Here is a 17,130-nt window from a genome sequence, read left to right as displayed (position 1 = left end):
TGCTAGCGCCACCGTTGATCTGTTTCCGCCATGTATCGACCTCGCGAAAGGTCTTGTCCTCGTCCTGAGGCGGAAGTATCTTGGCCCGCATGCCGGAACGTTCCGGCAAAGGGCAGGGAGGGGCGGAAAGCCGGATGGCAGCTGGACGGCGGGTTCTCGGGGTCGGGGAGCGGTCGCATCCGCTCGACCCGCTCAGTGCGGAGGAGATCGAGGACGCCAGGCGGATCATGGCGGACGACGGAGTGCTGGCCGCCACCGGCCGGGTGGCCTACCTCGGGATCGAGGAGCCCCCGAAGGAGGACGTGCTCGGCGACGCGCCCGCCGCCCGGCGGGCCCGCGCCCTCGTGCTCGACCTGGCGAGCGAGCAGGCGCAGGACGTCGTCGTCTCGCTCACCGAGGGACACGTGGTGGAGCGCCGGCCGATCGACCCGATCACCGACGGCCAGGTCCCCATGCTGGACGAGGAGCACGAGCTGGTCAGGCGGGTGCTCGGCGCCGACGCCGGCTGGGCCGCGGCACTGGCCCGGCGCGGCCTGGACGACACGGCCCTGGTGTGGCTCGCCGCCCTGTCGGCGGGCAGCTACGGCCTGCCGGGCGAGGAGGGCAGGCGGATCGCCCGTGTGCTGGCCCACCTGCGCCCGACCGAGGAGAGCCTGCCCTGGGCGCACCCGATCGACGGCCTGGTGGCCTTCGTCGACCTGCTCAAGGGCGTGGTGATCGAGATCGTCGACACCGGCGTGCTGCCCATCCCCGCCGAGGCGGGCGACTACCACCTGGAGCGCGAGCACCGCACCAGCCAGCGCCCGATCCACATCACCCAGCCGGAGGGCCCCAGCTTCGGCATCGACGGCAACCTCGTCACCTGGGAGAAGTGGAACGTCCGCCTCGGCTACGACATGCGCGAGGGCCTGGTCCTGCATCAGATCGGCTTCGACAATCGGCCCATCGTCTACCGGGCGTCGGTGGCCGAGATGCTGGTGCCCTACGGGGACCCGAGCCCGGTCCGGTTCTGGCAGAACTACTTCGACACCGGCGAATACCAGCTCGGCAAGCTGGCCAACGCGCTGGAGCTGGGCTGCGACTGCCTGGGCGAGATCACCTACTTCGACGTAACCGTCACCGGCGGCGACGGCTCGCCCAAGGTGCTGCCCAACGCGATCTGCATGCACGAAGAGGACTACGGCGTGCTGTGGAAGCACACCGACCCGGCCAACGAATCGCGTGAGACACGCAGGCAGCGACGGCTGGTGATCTCCTTCTTCGTCACCGTCGGCAACTACGACTACGGCTTCTACTGGTACCTCTACCTGGACGGCACCATCGAGCTGGAGGTCAAGGCCACCGGCATCGTGTTCACCGGCGCCTACGACGAGCGGGCCGCGCCGTACGGCTCGCAGGTGGCGCCGGGGCTGGCGGCGCCCTACCACCAGCACCTGTTCTCCGCGCGGCTGGACATGATGGTCGACGGCCCGGCCAACGCGGTGGACGAGGTGGAGGTCGTACGCCTGCCCATGGACGAGCGCAACCCGTACGGCAACGCCTTCGGCCGCAAGGCCACCAGGCTGCGCACCGAAGCGGCGGGCAGGCGCGACGCCGACCTGGCCACGGGCCGGACCTGGCACGTGGTCAACCCGGAGGTGACCAACCGCCTGGGCGAGCCCGTCGGCTACGCGCTGCACCCCGAGGGCCTGCCCACCCTGCTCGCCCACGAGAACTCCTCGATCCGCGCCAGGGCGGAGTTCGCCACCAGCCACCTCTGGGTCACCAGGTACCATCCGCAGGAGCGTTATCCCGCTGGTGACCTGGTCAACCAGCATCCGGGTGGCGCCGGGCTGCCCGCGTACACGGCCGCGGACCGCGACATCGACGGCCAGGACATCGTGCTGTGGCACACGTTCGGGCTGACCCATTTCCCCCGTACCGAGGACTGGCCGATCATGCCCGTCGACACGTGCGGATTCACCCTGAAGCCCGTCGGGTTCTTCGATCGCAACCCCACGCTCGACGTCCCGCCGAGCAGCCAGGGCTCCTGCCACTAGAGATGAGGCGTCATGCGATACAGACTGGCCGGTAGCGTCGCGGCGGTCGTGTTGGCCACCTCCGCCTGCGGCGGCGGCACGGAAGCGGCTCCGCCGGGCACCGCGGCGACCGGCTCGGCCGCCGCCCCCGGCTACCTGGCCGTGGCCGACGGCAAGCTGCCCGCGGGCGGCGCGCTCAACGTCGCGGTGCACATCGACAGCGGCGCGGCGACCGGGCTCGATCCGCAGCTCGCCGACGTGGCCACCTCCTGGCAGCTGATGTCGCTGGTCTACGAGACGCTGGTCACCGTGGGGCCCGACTTCAGCCCGCAGCCGCGGCTGGCCGAGAGCTGGGACAACCCCGACCCGACCACGTACGTGTTCCACCTGCGCAAGGGCGTCGCCTTCTCCAACGGCAGGCAGATGACCGCCGACGACGTGGTGGGCAGCCTGAAGCGGTTGCTGGCCGCCAAGTCGGTGTGGCGAGGACAGCTCGGCCCGGTCGAGAAGGTGACCAAGGTCGACGCGGCCACGGTCAAGGTCACGCTGGCCAAGCCGTACACGCCGTTCCTGGCCGCGCTCGCCAACGTCCCGGCCGCGATCCTGCCGATGAAGGAGATCGAGGCGAAGACGCTCGACCCGGCCAAGGAGATGCTGGGCACCGGGCCGTTCAAGGTGCGGGCACACCGCCAGGACGTGTCCTGGAATTTCGCCCGCAATGAGCATTACTGGGACAAGGGAAAGCCGGCCGCCGACAGCCTGACCGTCACGATCGCGCCCGAGGAGGCCGCCCGCGTCGCCGCCGTGCAGAACGGCAGCTCCGCCCTGGCCGCCCTGGGCAACGTCGACTCCGCCGCGATGCTGGCCGGCGCCGCGAACGTCAAGGTCGCCACCCAGGCCACCACCGACTTCTACTACCTGATGCTCAACTCCAAGAACCCCAAGTTCGCCGACCCCCGGGTCCGCCAGGCGCTGAACATGGCGCTGGACCGCAAGCAGATGGCCGAAGTGGCCCTCGGCGGCCAGGGCAAGCCCACCGGCGTCACCCCCGCCGGCCTGCCCGGCTCCTGCGACCCGGCCACGCTGCCCTCGGCCACCGCCGGCGGCGCCACGAAGGCCAAGGAACTGCTGGCCCAGGCGGGCGTCGCGAACCTGTCGTTCACGCTCAGCATCTACTCCACCGAGCCGGCCCCCGCCGTCGCCCAGGTGATCCAGCAGAACCTCCAGCAGGCCGGCGTCACCGTCAAGATCGAGCAGATGGACGAGGCGAGCTGGGCGGGCAAGGTGTACGGCAAGGTGCCCGCGACGTTCGACGCCGCGCTGTCGTGGTTCGCCGGATACGCAGACCCCGGCATGGTCACCACCTGGTGGAACCCCGACGTCGCCGGCTTCAACGCGGGCTTCATGCAGGCCGACAAGGACCTCAACTCGCTGATCACCGCCGCGACGGAGACCCCGGCGGGCGCCGAGCGCGACAAGGCGCTGGCCGCGGTGTGCGCCAAGGTGGACACCGACGCGCAGATGATCCCGCTGGTCACCCGCCCGGCCACGATCGCCTATCGCGCCGACGGGGTCAGCCCGAGCCTGTACGCCACCGAGGGCTACGGCAACCTGCTCCGGCTGGTCGCCGACGCCCGGGTCAAGAAGGGCTGACGATGCGGCTCCTGCTGTGGTGGGCGGGCCGGGCGCTGAGCTCGGCCGTCACCCTCCTCGGCATCTCCGTCCTGATCTTCGCGGCGCTGCGGCTGATGCCGGGCGGGTTCGCCGAGACGATCCTGGGCCCGTTCGCCACGCCCGCGCAGAAGGCCGAACTGGCCGCCAGGTACGGGCTCGACCAGTCGGTGTTCGCCCAATACGGGCACTGGCTGGCGGCGGTCGGCACCGGGGACTTCGGCACCTCGATGATCAGCCGGCAGCCGGTCGCGGCCGAGCTGTGGGCCCGGCTTCCGGTGACGGCCCAGCTCACACTGTTCGCCGTCGCCGCCGCCGTACTGGCGGGGGTGCCGCTCGGCGTGCTGACCGCGCTGCGCGCCCGCCCCGGAGGCGGCGGCGCGGCGGGACGGCTGCTGAGCGGGCTGGGCGTGAGCGTCCCCGAGTTCGCGCTGGGCAGCCTGGTGGTGTTCGTGGTCTCCCGGTACGGTCTGCAGACCAGCGGCTACCTGCTGCCCGCCGGGGTGCTGTCGATCTTCGCCATCTCGGCGACGGCCAGGACCACCCGCGACGCCGTGCTGAACGTGCTGGTCGAGCCACACGTCACGGCCGCCGTCGCCCGGGGCGAGACGCCGTGGTTCATCGTCCGGCACCACATCCTGCGCAACGCGGCGGGGCCCGTGCTGACGCTCACCGCGACGATCACCGCCTACCTCCTCGGTGGCGCGCTGATCGTGGAGTACCTGTTCAACCTGCCGGGGATCGGCTCGTACGTCGTCCAGGCGGTGGGGCGCAGGGACTACGCGGTGGTGCAGGCGGGCGTGCTGCTGGCGGCCACCGTGTTCATCGTGATGAACGTCCTGATAGACCTGCTCGTCGGCCTGGTCGACCCGAGGCTCGGGAAACGCGCATGAACCTCGGGAGGCGCATGAGGGAGACGGCTGGCGAGGAGGAGACGGCTGGCATGAAGGCTGTGAAGAGGAGACGGCCGAGGCAGCGGCTCGATCCGTTGTCGCTGACCGGCCTGGGCTGCCTGCTGCTGCTCGTCCTGGTCGCGCTCGGCTCGCTCGTGCACGCCGGTGGGGACCCCGACGCGATCGTGGGCCCGCGGCTGCGGCCGCCGGGGCCCGGCTGGTGGCTGGGCACCGACAACCTGGGCCGCTCGATGCTGCCGCGCGTCATGGAGGGTGTCGGCACCACGCTGCTGCTCTCCTCGGCCGCCGTCCTGGTGACCGCCGCGCTCAGCGCGGGCTTCGGCATCCTGGCCGGATACCGGGGCGGCTACCTGAACGAGCTGATCATGCGGGTCGTGGAGCTGCTCTACTCCTTCCCCGCCATCGTCCTGGCGATCCTGGTGGCGGCCGTCGCCGGGCCCGGTCAGCTCGCGGCCGTGGCCAGCATCGTGCTGGTCACGATCCCGCTGATGACCCGGCTCGTACGCGCCGCCGCCGTCGCCGTGGCCGAACGCGACTACGTGACCGCGGCGGCCATCAGCGGCGCGGGACTGCCGCGCATCCTCGGCCGCCACGTACTCCCGAACGTGGCCGGCACGATCGCGGTCCAGGGCACCTACGCCCTGTCGGTCGGCATCTCGGTCGAGGGCGGTCTGAGCTTCCTCGGCTTCGGCGTGCAACCGCCGCAGGCGTCGCTAGGGGTGCTGATCCGCCAGGGTGGCACGTACATGATGGCCGCTCCCTGGCTGATCATCGGGCCCGGCGTCGTGCTGGTGCTCGCCATCCTGTCCATCAACGTGCTGGGCGACGGGCTGCGCGACCGGTTCGAGCCGAGGGAGACGAGGTCACTGATATGAGCGCGCTGCTCGAAGTGGACGGCCTGGAGGTCGACTACGGGACGGCCCGCGCCCTCGACGGCGCCGACCTGCGCGTGGCGGCGGGCGAGGCCGTCGGGGTGGTGGGCGAGAGCGGGTCGGGCAAGTCCACCCTCGGCGCGGCGATCGGCCGCCTGCTGCCCCGCCAGGCGGTGGTGGCCGCCGGTACGGTACGCGTGGCCGGCGAGCCGGTGCTGGACCTGCCGCCCACCGCGTTGCGGCGGCTGCGCGGACAGCGGCTCGGCTTCGTCTTCCAGGACCCGATCGCCTCGCTCGACCCGACCATGCGGGTCGGCGCCCAACTCCGGCTCGTCCTGCGAGCACACGGCCGCAAGATCGACGCGGACGTGGCGTTTCACCTGGGGCGGGTCAAGCTCGACGACCCGCGCGTGGCCGCCGCCTACCCCCACCAGCTGTCCGGCGGCATGGCCCAGCGGGTGGCCATCGCGCTGGCCATGGCCGCCTCGCCCGAGTTGCTGGTCGCCGACGAGCCGACCGCCTCGCTCGACAGCCAGGTGCGCGAAGAGGTGCTGAACGTGGTGTTCGCGCTGGCCAGGCAGGCGGGCACGAGCATCGTCTGGCTCAGCCACGACCTGCCGGCCGTCGCCCGCAGGTGCGACCGCGTGGCGGTCATGTACGCCGGGCGCGTCGTCGAGACCGGCCCGGCGGCCGATGTGCTCGGCGATCCCGTGCACCCCTACACCGCCGCCCTGGCCAGGTCGGCCCCCGCCGTGGCCGTTCCCGGGGTGCGGCTGGAGCCGGTGCCGGGCCGCCCGCCGGTCCTGACCGGTCCCTCGCCCGGCTGCGCGTTCGCGCCCCGCTGCCCCTTCGCCGAGGACCGCTGCGCCACCGAGCGCCCCGAGCCGATCCGCGTCGGCGCCAAGGACGTGCTCTGCCACCGGGCCGCCGAGCTGGAGGTGATCGCGTGATCCTCGACCTCACCGACGTCACGGTCTCCTTCACCACGGGCCCGCCGCTGCGCCGTACCCGGCTGGACGCCATGCGCGGCGTCTCGCTCGCCGTCGCCGAGGGCGAGACGCTCGGCCTGGTGGGCGAGTCCGGCTCGGGCAAGACGACCACCAGCCGGGTCGCGCTCGGGTTGCAGCGGCCGACCACCGGCACGGTCAGGTTCGACGGCCGCCCCTTCCCCCGGCGGCGCAAGGACCTGGCCGGGCGGATGCAGGCGGTGCTCCAGCACCCGCACTGGTCACTGAACCCCAGGATGCGCATCGGGCAGAGCGTCGCCGAGCCACTCGCCGTCCTGGGGAAGGCCGCCGGTGAGCTGGTGCCCGAGGCGCTCGAACAGGTCGGCCTGGAGGCCGGCTTCGCCGACCGCTACCCGCACGAACTGTCCGGCGGCCAGCGGCAGCGGGTGTCGATCGCTCGCGCGCTGATCACCCGGCCGAGCTTCATCGTCTTCGACGAGGCTGTCAGCGCCCTGGACGTCTCCGTCCAGGTGCAGATCCTCAACCTGCTCAAGGATCTGCAGGCGGGGTACGGCTTCGCCGCGCTGTTCATCTCCCACGACCTCGGCGCCGTCCGTTACGTGGCCGACCGGATCGCCGTCATGCGCGGCGGCGAGGTCGTCGAGACCGCCGACGCCGCCACCTTCTACGCAGCCCCCGAACATCCGTACTCGCGACAACTCCTGGAGTCCCTGTGACCCTCGCTCCCGTGTCGGCCTTCGCCGCCGGCGTGCCCGGTAACTCCGACCTCCCGCTGACCCCGCAGCCCAGCCCGGGGCGCGGCTCGGTCGCGTTCGACCTGCCCGGCGTGTTCGTCGGCACGGCGGAGTACGGCGAGGGGCCCACCGGCTGCACCGTCGTGCACGTCCCGGCGGGCGCGCGGACCGCCGTGGACGCCCGTGGCGGCGCGGTCGGCCTGAGTGGCGGCTACGACTACAACCATGCCATCTGCCTGACCGGCGGGTCGGTGTACGGGATGTCGGCGGTGGCCGGGGTGAGCGAGGAACTGCTGGCCCGCCGGAGCAACCAGACCAAGTGGGACGAGCTGCAGCTCGTCTCGGGCGCGGTGATCTACGACTTCTCCACGCGCGACAACGCCGTGCACCCCGACGGGCCGCTGGGCCGCGCCGCGCTGCGCGCCGCCGTCGAGGGTGAGTTCCCCGTGGGCAGGTGCGGCGCCGGACGCAGCGCCAGCGCGGGCAAGGTCGACTTCGCCAGGGCCGAGTTCGCCGGGCAGGGCGCCGCCTTCGGCACCTTCGGGGCGGCCAAGGTCCTGGTGGCGACGGTGGTCAACTCCGTGGGCGTGGTCGTCGGCCGCGACGGGACGATCCTGCGCGGCAACTACCACGCCGACGAGGACGCCAGGCGCCACCCGAGCGTGGACTACGCGATCGCCTCGGACGCTCCCGCCGTCATGGGCAACACCACGCTGACGGTCCTGGTGACCAACGTACGGCTGGCCGACATCGAGCTCACCCAGCTGAGCCGCCAGGTGCACGGCTCGATGCACCGGGGCATCCAGCCGTTCCACACCCAGAACGACGGCGACGTGCTGTTCGCGCTGACCACCGACGAGGTGGACCTGGGCGGCCTCAAGCCCGCCGGGCTGGGTGCCCTGGCGTCGGAGGTCGCCTGGGACGCCATCCTGAGCAGCGTGGAGTAGGAGGGATGTACAGCTTCCCCCGTTTCGCGGCGCCGGACCACGCGCACGTGGCGCGGCTGGTGCGGACGAACCCGTTCGCGCTCGTGATCACCGCGACCGGCGGCGTGCCCGTGGCCAGCCACGTGCCCGTCATCGTGGAGAGCGGCGGAGAGTCCACGTTCGTGGGCGCGACGCTGCTCGGCCACATGGCCAGGGTCAACCCGCAGTGGCACGCCTGGGACCCGTCCTCCGCTGAAGTGCCCACGGTGCTCGTGGTCTTCTCCGCCGCGCACGGTTACGTCTCGCCGACCAGCTACGCGGTCGATCCCGCCGTACCGACGTGGGACTACGCGGCCGTCCACCTGACCGGCCTGATCGAGCCGTACCCCGACCCCCTGGACGTGGTACGGCGCACGGTGGCGGAGCTGGAGTCGTCACGGACGCCCAGCTGGCGGCCCAGCCTGGCCTCCGAGGAGCGCTTCGCCAAGCTCGTGCCCGGGGTGGCGGCCTTCCGGGTGCGGGTCACGGCCGAGCAGAGCGTGTTCAAGCTGAGCCAGGACAAGGACGACGAGCAGCGACACCGGGTCCGCCGCGACGCGGACGCCGCCGTCGCGGCACTGATGGACGAGGTAGCCCCCAGATGACGACGTTTCCCTCCAACACCACGTTTCCCTCCTACACCTCCACCTGCCTGGACGCGGCGGGACGGGGGCGGCAGTTCGGCGCCCGCTGGCGCGAGGCCGTGCACGCCAACCTCGACGGATATCTGCGGCTGTTCGAGGTGAGCGGCGCGAGCCACGGGCGGGTCAGGGAGCTGGGCGGGCGGGCGCTCGACAGCACGGCCGCGTGGGCGCCGGAGCTGGCCGAGGAGATCGGCGGCATCGCGGCGGGCTGCGGCCTGGCGGACTGGCAGGTCGCCGTCGTCAACGCGCGGACCGAGATCCTGGCCGCGCTGCGGCACGACGGCGAGGGCGAGTGCTCCACCGCCGTCGTGCTCGGCGGCGGGCTGCCCCCGCGCACGACGCAGACCTGGGACTGGCACGACCATCTGCGCGACGCGCCAGTGCTGTGGGCGTACGAGCCGCGCGAAGGGCACAAGGTACGCACCTTCACCGAGTTCGGGGTGCTGGCCAAGATCGGCGTGAACAGCGCGGGCCTGGGCGCGCACTTCAACATCCTGCGCCACGAGTCGGACCACGCGAACGTCGGCGTGCCCGTGCACGTGGTCGCCCGCAGGATCCTGGACGAGGCCGCCACCCTGGAGCAGGCCACCGAGATCGCCAGGTCGGCGAAGACGTCCGCGTCCACGGTCATCACCGTGGTCACGGCGGAGGGGGCCAGGTCGCTGGAGATCTGCCCGGACGGCGTCGCGGTGGTCGAGGCGGACACCGCCGGCGTACTGCTGCACGCCAACCACTTCCTGGACGGCGCGCTGAGCGCGGGGGAGCGGCTGGGCACCGAGCGGCCGGGCACGTACGCCAGGCTCGAACGTTTGGCGGAACGGACCGGCGAGCTGGGCGACCCGGACGCCACGGCCAGGGCGCGGGCGATGACCTGCCACGCGCCGGTGGCGCCCGTGTGCGCGCACGCCGACCCGGCACTCCCGCTCGACCAGCGCTGGGAGACCCTCGCGGTGATCAGCCTGGACGTGGCCGCGGCCGAGATGCGGGTGCACAAGGGCAGGCTCTGCCAGGTCACCGCCTCGACCTGGCAGACCTTCTGAGCCCCGTCAGTGGAAGGCGGGCACGCCGGTCAGCGCCTTGCCCAGGACCAGGGTGTGGATCTCCGAGGTGCCCTCGTAGGTCAGCACGGACTCCAGATTGACCGCGTGCCTGATCACCGGGTACTCCAGGGTGATGCCGCTCGCGCCGAGCAGCGTGCGGCACGTGCGGGCGATGTCGAGGGCCTCGCGCACGTTGTTCAGCTTGCCGGCGCTCACCTGCTCGGGGGTGAGCTCGCCGCGCTCCTTCAGCCGCCCGAGATGCACCGCCAAAAGCAGGCCCTTGCCCAGCTCCAGCGCCATGTCGGCGAGCTTCTCCTGGGTGAGCTGGAAGGAGGCGAGCGGCCGGGCGAAGATCTCCCGCTCGGCCGCGTAGGAGAGCGCGGTCTCCAGGCAGTCGAGCGCCGCGCCCATCGCGCCGAACACGATGCCGAACCGGGCCTCGTTCAGGCAGCCGAGGGGCCCGGACAGGCCGCGGGCGCCGGGCAGCATCGCCTCTTCCGGAAGCCGTACACCATCCAGCACCAGCTCGCTCGTCACGCTCGCGCGCAGGGAGACCTTCCGCTTGAGATCGTGTACGGCGAAGCCCGGCGTGCCCGCGGGCACCAGGAAGCCGCGGATGCCCTCCTCGGCCCGCGCCCAGACCACGGCCACGTCGGACACCGAGCCGTTGGTGATCCACATCTTGGTGCCGTTCAGCACCCAGTCGGAGCCGTCCCGCTTTGCCGTGGTCCGCATGCCCGCCGGGTCGGAGCCGAAGTCGGGCTCGGTGAGGCCGAAGCAGCCGATGCGCTCACCGGCCGCCATCGCGGGCAGCCACTCCCGCTTCTGCTCCTCGCTGCCGTACTTCCAGATCGCGTACATGGCCAGCGAGCCCTGCACCGACACCAGGCTGCGCAGCCCGGAGTCGGCCGCCTCCAGCTCCAGGCAGGCCAGGCCGTAGGCGACGGCGCCGAGGCCCGCGCAGCCGTACCCGTCCAGGTGCATCCCGAGGACGCCGACGGAGCCGAGCGAGCGGGCCAGCTCGCGGGCGGGCAGCGCGCCCGCCTCGAACCAGTCGGCGACGTACGGCCGGATCTCCCGGTCGCACACCTGCCGGACGGCCTGGCGGATGTCGCGCTCCTCGTCGGTGAGCAGGCCGTCGATGGCGAAGAGGGCGGATGGATGCATGTCCCAGCTCCGTATTTTGGATCCAATATTGAAAATCCAATATGACACAGTTAGGGTGCGTTGACCATGGACATCCTGAACCTCGTGGACGGTCGCTGGATCGAGGGATCCGGCGCGGAGTTCGCCGACACCAACCCCGCCCGCCCGGACGAGATCGTCGCCCGCGGCCGGGCCGCCGGGCCCGAGCAGGTGGAGCAGGCGATCCGCGCGGCCCGCGACGCCGCGCCCGGCTGGCGGGCCACCCCGCACCACGAACGCGCGGCCGTGCTCACCGCGGCGGCCGCCCTGGTCGAGGAGTCCGCCGAGGAGTGGGGGCGGGAGCTGAGCCGCGAAGAGGGCAAGACCCTGCCCGAGGGCGTGGCGGAGGTACGCGGCGCGGCCAGGATTCTCCGCTATTACGCCGCCGAGGCCGACAGGGAGAGCGGCGAGATCTACGCCTCTCCGCGCCCTGGCGAGAACCTCCTTGTTATGCGCAAACCGGTCGGCGTCGCCGGAGTGATCACCCCGTTCAACTTCCCGATCGCGATCCCCGCCTGGAAGCTGGCGCCCGCGCTCACCTACGGCAACACGGTCGTCTGGAAGCCGTCCTCGCTCGTCCCACTGCTCGCCGCCCGCCTGGCAGGCGCGCTGGTCGAGGCGGGCCTGCCCGCGGGCGTCCTCAACCTCGTGTACGGCGAGGCGGAGGCGGGCGCGGCCGTCATCGATCACCCCGGCGTGGACGTGATCTCCTTCACCGGCTCCACCGAGGTCGGCCGGGCCGTCATCGCGCGCTGCGGCGAGCTGGCCAAACCGGTGCAGACCGAGATGGGCGGCAAGAACGCCGCCGTCGTCCTGGCCGACGCCGACCTCGATCACGCCGCCGAGCAGGTGTGCATGGGCGCGTTCCGGTCCACCGGGCAGAAGTGCACGGCGACCTCCCGGCTGGTGGTCGAGGAGTCCGTCGCCGACGAGCTGCTGCGCAAGGTGGCCGCCAAGGCCGAGGAGCTGGTCGTCGGCGACCCGCTCGGCACCGGGGTGGACATGGGTCCGCTGGTCAGCGCCGCGGCCAGGGACCGGGTGGCGGCGGGCGTGCGCGACGCGCTCGGGCAGGGGGCCACGGTGCTGGCCGGCGCCCGGCCGTACACCGACGGCGACCTCGCGGCCGGCTGGTTCACGCCGCCGACCGTGCTCGCGCTGCCGGGCACGGACGTGGACGTGTGGAGCAGGGAGCTGTTCGGCCCTGTCGTGGGCGCCGTGCGTGCGTCGGGTCCCGAGGAGGCGCTGCGGCTGGCCAACCGGAGCGAGCACGGCCTGTCGGCGGCGATCTTCACCAGGGACCTCGGCGCCGCCCTCCAGGCCGTCGACCACCTCGAGGTCGGCGTGCTGCACATCAACTCCGAGTCGGCGGGCACCTTCCCCTGGGTGCCGTTCGGCGGGCGCAAGCTCAGCGGCTTCGGGCCCAGGGAGCAGGGGCGCGCGGCCCGCGAGTTCTTCACCCAGACCGTGACCGTCTACCTCGGCGCCCCCGCATGAGCGGCTCTCTGTCCGGGCTGCTGGTCGCCGACTTCAGCCGGGTGCTGGCCGGGCCGTACGCGACCATGCTGCTGGCCGACCTCGGCGCCGACGTCGTCAAGGTGGAACGCCCCGGCGCCGGCGACGACACCCGCTCGTGGGGGCCGCCGCACGCCGGGGGAGTGGCCACCTACTTCCTGGCCGTCAACCGGAACAAGCGCTCGATCGCCCTCGACCTGCGCGACCCGGCCGACCTGGCGGTGGCCCGCGCGCTGGCCGCCCGCGCCGACGTGCTCGTCGAGAACTTCAAGCCGGGCACCATGGACCGGCTGGGCCTCGGCTACGCCGCCCTGAGCGCCGCCAACCCCGGGCTGGTCTACTGCTCGATCACCGGGTTCGGTGCGGGCAAGGGCGCGGAGTTGCCCGGCTATGACCTGATCGCGCAGGCCGTCGGCGGCCTGATGAGCGTGACGGGCGAGCCGGAAGGCCCCGGCACGAAGGCGGGCGTGGCCCTCGTCGACGTGATCACCGGGCTGCACGCGGGGCTCGGCATACTGGCCGCGCTGCGCCACCGCGACGCCACCGGTCAGGGACAGCGGGTCTCGGTGTCGCTCCTGTCGTCCCTGCTGTCGGCCCTGACCAACCACGCCTCCGGGTACGCCGCCGCCGGGGTGGTGCCGAAGGCCATGGGGAACCGGCATCCCAGCATCGTGCCGTACGAGGTGTTCCAGGCCGCCGACCGGCCGATAGTCATCGCGGCGGGCAACGACCGGCAGTTCCGCGCCCTGTGCGAGGTGCTGGGCCGGGCCGACCTGGCCGACGACCCCCGGTTCACCACCAACACCGGCCGGGTCGCCGGCCGGGAGGTGCTCGTGGCCGAGCTCGACCGGACCCTCGGGACGCGTACGGCCGACGACTGGTTCGCCGCGCTCACCCCGGCCGGGGTGCCGTGCGGGCCGATCAACACCCTGGACGCGGCGTTCGCCTTCGCCGCCGAACTCGGGCTGGAGCCCCTGGCCGGTGACCAGGTGGCCAACCCCATCGCCCTGGGCGCGACGCCGCCGGAGTACCGCCTCCCGCCGCCCTCGCTCGGGCAGGACGCGGACTGGGTCCGTGAGATATTGGGGCAATGACCTCGGTAGAAGGGCACCGCAGGCCGCCCACGGCCCAGCAGTTCGTCCTGGAGGAGCTCAGGCGGGCGATCACCACCGGCCGGCTGCGTCCAGGCGACCCGATCAGGCAGGAGGCGCTGGCCGAGGAGTTCGACGTCAGCCGGGTCCCGCTGCGCGAGGCGCTCAAGACCCTGGAGGGGGAAGGGCTGGTCACGTACAAGGCGCATCGCGGCTACTGCGTGCAGCGGCTCTCGCTCGACGACCTGCGCGAGGTCTACCTGATCCGCGAGCTGCTGGAGGCCGAGGCGGTCCGCCGCGCGGTCGAACGCCTCACCGACGCCGGGCTGGCGGCGGCCGAGCGGGCGCAGGCCGAGGTCGAGCGGGCCGCGGCGGCGGGCGACGTGCTGGAGATGGCCGAGGCCAACCGCCGCTTCCACATGACGATCTTCGAGTGGTCAGGGCTGCCACGGCTGGTCCGGCTGATCAGGACGCTGTGGGACTCCACCGACGCCTACCGGTCGCTGTACTACGGCGAGGAGCCCAACCGGCAGCGGGTCATCGAGGAGCACCGCGCCACCCTCGACCTCCTGCGCCGCCGCGACGCGGAGGCCGTGGTGGCCGTCCTGGCCGCCCACCGCGCCCACGCGGTGACGGCCATAGAGACGCGACTGGCTCCCGGCACGGTCGGCTGAGGTGTCAGCAGAACGCGAGTGACCCGTCCGGCCGGACGGGAACCCGGCGTTCCCAGTGCACGTAGTCGTCCTCCGCCAGGGCGTCCTCGTCGATGGTGATCCCCCAGCCGGGCCGGTCGGGCCGCAGCTCCAGGTGCCCGTCGACCGGCACGTACGGGTCCGGGCACCACCTCGTCGTCTCCGGCTTGTACTCCAGGATCGAGAAGTTGCTGCAGGCCGCGGCGAAGTGCACGTTGTGCGCGGTGGCCAGTGGCCCCATCGGGTTGTGGGGCGCCACCATGGTGTTGAAGGTCTCGGCGAGGGTCGCGATGCGCCGCATCTGGGACATGCCGCCCACCACGCAGATGTCCGGCTGGACGATGTCGGCGCCGCCGTGGGTGAGCAGGTTCAGGAACTCGTGGGGAGAGTACAGGCTCTCTCCGGTGGCCAGGGGCACCCGCAACTGCTGGCGCAGGTAGCCCCAGGACGCGAAGTGCTCCGGGCGGAGCGGCTCCTCCAGGAAGAGCGGGTCCATCGGCTCCAGGGCGTTGCCGAGCTGAACCGCCTGGTAGGGCTCGAAGATCTTGGCGTGCGCGTCGAAGGCGAAGTCGAACTCCTCCGGGCAACTACGCCTGACCTCCTGAGCCCATTCCGCCGTCTCGGCGACGACGAGGCCCCAGCGTCTGGCGTGCAAGTCCGTACGGAACGGGCTCAGCTTGAAGGCGGTGAATCCGTGGCGCTGATGCAGCTCGGTGGCCTGGCGGCGGCACTCGTCGGGGTCGGGCGCGGAGTAGAGCCCGCAGTAGACGCGCACCCGATCCCGTACGGCGCCACCGAGCACCTGGTAGACGGGCACCCCGAGCGCCTTGGCGGTGATGTCCCACAGCGCGTGGTCGATGGCGGCGATCGCCGCCAGCCCGAGCGCTCCCTGCGGGAACCTGGCGGTGCGGAGGAGGAGCTGGGACACGTATTCCACGCGCCGCGGGTCCGCACCCCTGATTTGCCCGCCGAGGTAGTCGAGCAGGGGACCGAGCGCCAGGTCGGGACCGTGGTTGTAGGCCTCGCCCCAGCCGCTGACTCCCTCGTCGGTGTCGACGCGCACCAGCACCCGGGGACGGTCGCCGACGCGCTGCACGAACGAGCGGAGGCCGCTGATCCTCATGAGGCCGCCACGGGCAGGGGCCCGAGGTCGTCGGCCTTCGCCCACTCGGTGAGGATCCGCGCGACCTCCTGCCGTTCGGGTTCGCCGAGGACGGTGCTCGGCGCCCGGACGGCGCGGTCGCACAGGCCGAGCTGGTGCATCGCCTCCTTGACGACGCTGACGTTGTTGGCTGCGCCGTCGACCGCGCGCAGGTGCTCGAACCGCGCGATGTCGTGGAGCATCCGCTCCGCCGCCGGATAGCGCTCCTCGCGCAGGGCGTCCCTGAGCCGGAGCGAGAAGGCGGGGTTGACGTTGACCAGCCCGGAGGTGAAGCCCTCGGCTCCGTGGACGGCGTAGGACAGCGCGTACGGTTCGGCCAGTCCGGCGATCCAGACGAACCGGTCGGGGCCTGTCTCCGCGCGTAGCTGCGCGAAACGGTTCACATCCGTGACGGCGTACTTCAGGGCGATGACGTTGGGGCACAGGTCGCCCAGCCGCGTCAGCAGCCGGCCGTCGACCCAGGCGTTGCGCAGGTAGAGGACCAGGGCCAGGTCCGGCACCGCTTCGGCGATCTCCCTGTGGTAGTCGAGCCAGCCCTGGGCCGACACGTGCGGGTGCACCGGCTGGTGCACCATGACCATCCGGATGCCGTGCGCCGCCGCGTGGCGGGCCTCCTCGACGGCGGTGGCGACGTCGAGGCCGATCCCGGCCAGCAGGTGCGCCTCTCCCCGCACGGCCTCCGCGGCGGCCGTGATCAGCTGAAGCCGCTCCTCGGCGCTCAGGGCGTAGAACTCGCCAGTGTTGCCGTTCGGGGTGAGCACGTTGACGCCCGCGTCGACCAGGCGGCGCAGCAGCGAACGGTACAGTCCGAGGTCGGGGACGCCGTCGGCGTAGGGCGTGACCGGGATGGCGACCACGTCGCGCAGGGCCCGGGAGAGCTCACCGAACCTCACGGCCGGCCTCCTTGATCTGCTGGAGCGCTCGCTCCTGGAACACGCTGATGTGCTGCAACACGAGCCGGGCCGCCTCGTCGGCCTGCCCGTTCAGTGCCGCCTCGAGAATCTGCCGGTGCTCTTCCGCCTCGTCCTCCCAGGAGGGGCGCTGGGACCAGACGTTGACGGAGATGAGGGCCGTCTGGTCGCGCAGCTGGTCGAGCACGCCGACCAGCACCTCGTTGTCGTAGTCGGCGTAGAGGGCGCGGTGGAAGTCGCGATTGGCGAGGCTGCGGGTCACCTCGTCCGTGGCCTCGTCCGCCTTGCGCAGGGCCTCGCGGGCGAGCCGGCCGCCGTCGCGCAATCCCGCCTCGATGCTTCTCCGCACCGCGACCGGCTCGATCAGGCATCGGGCGTCGAACACGTTGCGAGTGAGGCGCTCGTCGACCTGGCGGACCGTCACCCCGGTGTATTCGCCGATGGTGACCAGGCCGGCGCCGCTGAGCGTCTTCAGCGCCTCGCGCACCGGAGTCTTGGAGACACCGAAACGGCTGGCGAGCTCCACCTCCACGAGGGCCCGCCCGGCCGGCAGCTCGCCGCTCAGAATGCCGCGACGCAGCGCTTCGAGGACGAGGGCCGTCCTGGAAGACGCTTTGATCACGCCCAACACTGTCTCACTCACCCGCGCTCCTTCCCTTGTCGTCGATCACCGTAACCGGCGCTCCGTCTGGCCGCCAGGGTGTGATCGAAGGGCACATGGCCCATTGTATGGAACCGACCATACCCTAAA

The 17,130-nt window shown here is 72.1% G+C and carries 16 protein-coding genes; 12 read left to right on the top strand and 4 right to left on the bottom strand.

The annotated features are described in order from the left end of the window. Positions 1–134: 134 nt before the first annotated feature. The 9 genes from ACQP2T_RS36010 to ACQP2T_RS35970 are packed head-to-tail and all read left to right on the top strand — an operon-like array spanning position 135 to position 9,826. Positions 135–2,039 (top strand): primary-amine oxidase, encoded by a 1,905-nt coding sequence (locus tag ACQP2T_RS36010; RefSeq protein WP_433509353.1) that lies wholly within the window; start codon positions 135–137, stop codon positions 2,037–2,039. 12 nt (positions 2,040–2,051) lie between these two features. After that, positions 2,052–3,671 (top strand): ABC transporter substrate-binding protein, encoded by a 1,620-nt coding sequence (locus tag ACQP2T_RS36005; protein ID WP_433509352.1) that lies wholly within the window; start codon positions 2,052–2,054, stop codon positions 3,669–3,671. Positions 3,672–3,673: 2 nt separating this feature from the next. Beyond that, on the top strand, positions 3,674–4,582 hold the full coding sequence (locus ACQP2T_RS36000) for an ABC transporter permease (RefSeq protein ID WP_433509351.1): 909 nt from the start codon (positions 3,674–3,676) through the stop codon (positions 4,580–4,582). A gap of 50 nt (positions 4,583–4,632) precedes the next feature. Further along, positions 4,633–5,478: an ABC transporter permease gene (locus ACQP2T_RS35995; RefSeq protein WP_433509350.1), complete on the top strand. Its 846-nt coding sequence runs from the start codon at positions 4,633–4,635 to the stop codon at positions 5,476–5,478. Beyond that, entirely contained in the window at positions 5,475–6,425 is a 951-nt protein-coding gene (locus ACQP2T_RS35990) for an ABC transporter ATP-binding protein (RefSeq protein ID WP_433509349.1), read from the top strand. Before ACQP2T_RS35995 ends, ACQP2T_RS35990 begins: the two co-directional genes overlap by 4 nt. Next, positions 6,422–7,159: an ATP-binding cassette domain-containing protein gene (locus ACQP2T_RS35985; protein ID WP_433509348.1), complete on the top strand. Its 738-nt coding sequence runs from the start codon at positions 6,422–6,424 to the stop codon at positions 7,157–7,159. The genes ACQP2T_RS35990 and ACQP2T_RS35985 overlap by 4 nt, the downstream gene beginning before the upstream one ends. Then, complete coding sequence (locus ACQP2T_RS35980) at positions 7,156–8,124, top strand: P1 family peptidase (RefSeq protein ID WP_433509347.1); 969 nt, start codon at positions 7,156–7,158, stop codon at positions 8,122–8,124. The genes ACQP2T_RS35985 and ACQP2T_RS35980 overlap by 4 nt, the downstream gene beginning before the upstream one ends. 5 nt (positions 8,125–8,129) lie before the next feature. Then, positions 8,130–8,747 carry an FMN-binding negative transcriptional regulator gene (locus ACQP2T_RS35975; RefSeq protein ID WP_433509346.1) on the top strand — a complete coding sequence of 206 codons (618 nt, stop codon included), beginning with the start codon at positions 8,130–8,132 and terminating at the stop codon, positions 8,745–8,747. Continuing rightward, positions 8,744–9,826: a C45 family autoproteolytic acyltransferase/hydolase gene (locus ACQP2T_RS35970; RefSeq protein WP_433509345.1), complete on the top strand. Its 1,083-nt coding sequence runs from the start codon at positions 8,744–8,746 to the stop codon at positions 9,824–9,826. Before ACQP2T_RS35975 ends, ACQP2T_RS35970 begins: the two co-directional genes overlap by 4 nt. A 6-nt stretch (positions 9,827–9,832) precedes the next feature. On the opposite strand, the gene ACQP2T_RS35965 is transcribed toward ACQP2T_RS35970, so the two are convergent. Continuing rightward, positions 9,833–10,993: an acyl-CoA dehydrogenase family protein gene (locus ACQP2T_RS35965; protein ID WP_358184595.1), complete on the bottom strand. Its 1,161-nt coding sequence runs from the start codon at positions 10,991–10,993 to the stop codon at positions 9,833–9,835. A gap of 66 nt (positions 10,994–11,059) precedes the next feature. On the opposite strand from ACQP2T_RS35965, the gene ACQP2T_RS35960 reads away from it, so the two are divergent. From ACQP2T_RS35960 to ACQP2T_RS35950, 3 genes are read left to right on the top strand one after another with little or no spacing between them, the layout of a single operon-like run. Further along, positions 11,060–12,505, top strand: coding sequence for an aldehyde dehydrogenase family protein (locus ACQP2T_RS35960; protein WP_433509344.1), 1,446 nt, complete (start codon positions 11,060–11,062; stop codon positions 12,503–12,505). Continuing rightward, positions 12,502–13,617: a CaiB/BaiF CoA transferase family protein gene (locus ACQP2T_RS35955; RefSeq protein WP_433509343.1), complete on the top strand. Its 1,116-nt coding sequence runs from the start codon at positions 12,502–12,504 to the stop codon at positions 13,615–13,617. Before ACQP2T_RS35960 ends, ACQP2T_RS35955 begins: the two co-directional genes overlap by 4 nt. Next, on the top strand, positions 13,614–14,288 hold the full coding sequence (locus tag ACQP2T_RS35950) for a GntR family transcriptional regulator (protein ID WP_433509342.1): 675 nt from the start codon (positions 13,614–13,616) through the stop codon (positions 14,286–14,288). Before ACQP2T_RS35955 ends, ACQP2T_RS35950 begins: the two co-directional genes overlap by 4 nt. A 4-nt stretch (positions 14,289–14,292) precedes the next feature. On the opposite strand, the gene ACQP2T_RS35945 is transcribed toward ACQP2T_RS35950, so the two are convergent. The 3 genes from ACQP2T_RS35945 to ACQP2T_RS35935 are packed head-to-tail and all read right to left on the bottom strand — an operon-like array spanning position 14,293 to position 17,022. Then, positions 14,293–15,429 carry a mandelate racemase/muconate lactonizing enzyme family protein gene (locus tag ACQP2T_RS35945; protein WP_433509341.1) on the bottom strand — a complete coding sequence of 379 codons (1,137 nt, stop codon included), beginning with the start codon at positions 15,427–15,429 and terminating at the stop codon, positions 14,293–14,295. After that, entirely contained in the window at positions 15,426–16,361 is a 936-nt protein-coding gene (locus ACQP2T_RS35940) for a dihydrodipicolinate synthase family protein (RefSeq protein WP_433509340.1), read from the bottom strand. The genes ACQP2T_RS35945 and ACQP2T_RS35940 overlap by 4 nt, the downstream gene beginning before the upstream one ends. After that, positions 16,348–17,022 carry a GntR family transcriptional regulator gene (locus ACQP2T_RS35935; RefSeq protein WP_433509339.1) on the bottom strand — a complete coding sequence of 225 codons (675 nt, stop codon included), beginning with the start codon at positions 17,020–17,022 and terminating at the stop codon, positions 16,348–16,350. The genes ACQP2T_RS35940 and ACQP2T_RS35935 overlap by 14 nt, the downstream gene beginning before the upstream one ends. Positions 17,023–17,130: the final 108 nt, after the last annotated feature.

It is taken from the genome of Nonomuraea sp. CA-143628 (assembly GCF_050942315.1).
Taxonomy (GTDB): domain Bacteria; phylum Actinomycetota; class Actinomycetes; order Streptosporangiales; family Streptosporangiaceae; genus Nonomuraea.
The sequence above is the reverse complement of the archived record's forward strand: the minus strand, read 5'-3'. Positions and strand labels throughout refer to the sequence as shown.

Bases quoted from the DNA above. Each gene is read 5' to 3' on its own strand.
- ACQP2T_RS35950 (WP_433509342.1), top strand. From the start codon at position 13,614: ATGACCTCGGTAGAAGGGCACCGCAGGCCGCCCACGGCCCAGCAGTTC.
- ACQP2T_RS35975 (WP_433509346.1), top strand. From the start codon at position 8,130: ATGTACAGCTTCCCCCGTTTCGCGGCGCCGGACCACGCGCACGTGGCG.
- ACQP2T_RS35965 (WP_358184595.1), bottom strand. From the start codon at position 10,993: ATGCATCCATCCGCCCTCTTCGCCATCGACGGCCTGCTCACCGACGAG.
- ACQP2T_RS36000 (WP_433509351.1), top strand. From the start codon at position 3,674: ATGCGGCTCCTGCTGTGGTGGGCGGGCCGGGCGCTGAGCTCGGCCGTC.
- ACQP2T_RS35970 (WP_433509345.1), top strand. From the start codon at position 8,744: ATGACGACGTTTCCCTCCAACACCACGTTTCCCTCCTACACCTCCACC.
- ACQP2T_RS35995 (WP_433509350.1), top strand. From the start codon at position 4,633: ATGAAGGCTGTGAAGAGGAGACGGCCGAGGCAGCGGCTCGATCCGTTG.
- ACQP2T_RS35945 (WP_433509341.1), bottom strand. From the start codon at position 15,429: ATGAGGATCAGCGGCCTCCGCTCGTTCGTGCAGCGCGTCGGCGACCGT.
- ACQP2T_RS35955 (WP_433509343.1), top strand. From the start codon at position 12,502: ATGAGCGGCTCTCTGTCCGGGCTGCTGGTCGCCGACTTCAGCCGGGTG.
- ACQP2T_RS35960 (WP_433509344.1), top strand. From the start codon at position 11,060: ATGGACATCCTGAACCTCGTGGACGGTCGCTGGATCGAGGGATCCGGC.
- ACQP2T_RS36005 (WP_433509352.1), top strand. From the start codon at position 2,052: ATGCGATACAGACTGGCCGGTAGCGTCGCGGCGGTCGTGTTGGCCACC.
- ACQP2T_RS36010 (WP_433509353.1), top strand. From the start codon at position 135: ATGGCAGCTGGACGGCGGGTTCTCGGGGTCGGGGAGCGGTCGCATCCG.
- ACQP2T_RS35990 (WP_433509349.1), top strand. From the start codon at position 5,475: ATGAGCGCGCTGCTCGAAGTGGACGGCCTGGAGGTCGACTACGGGACG.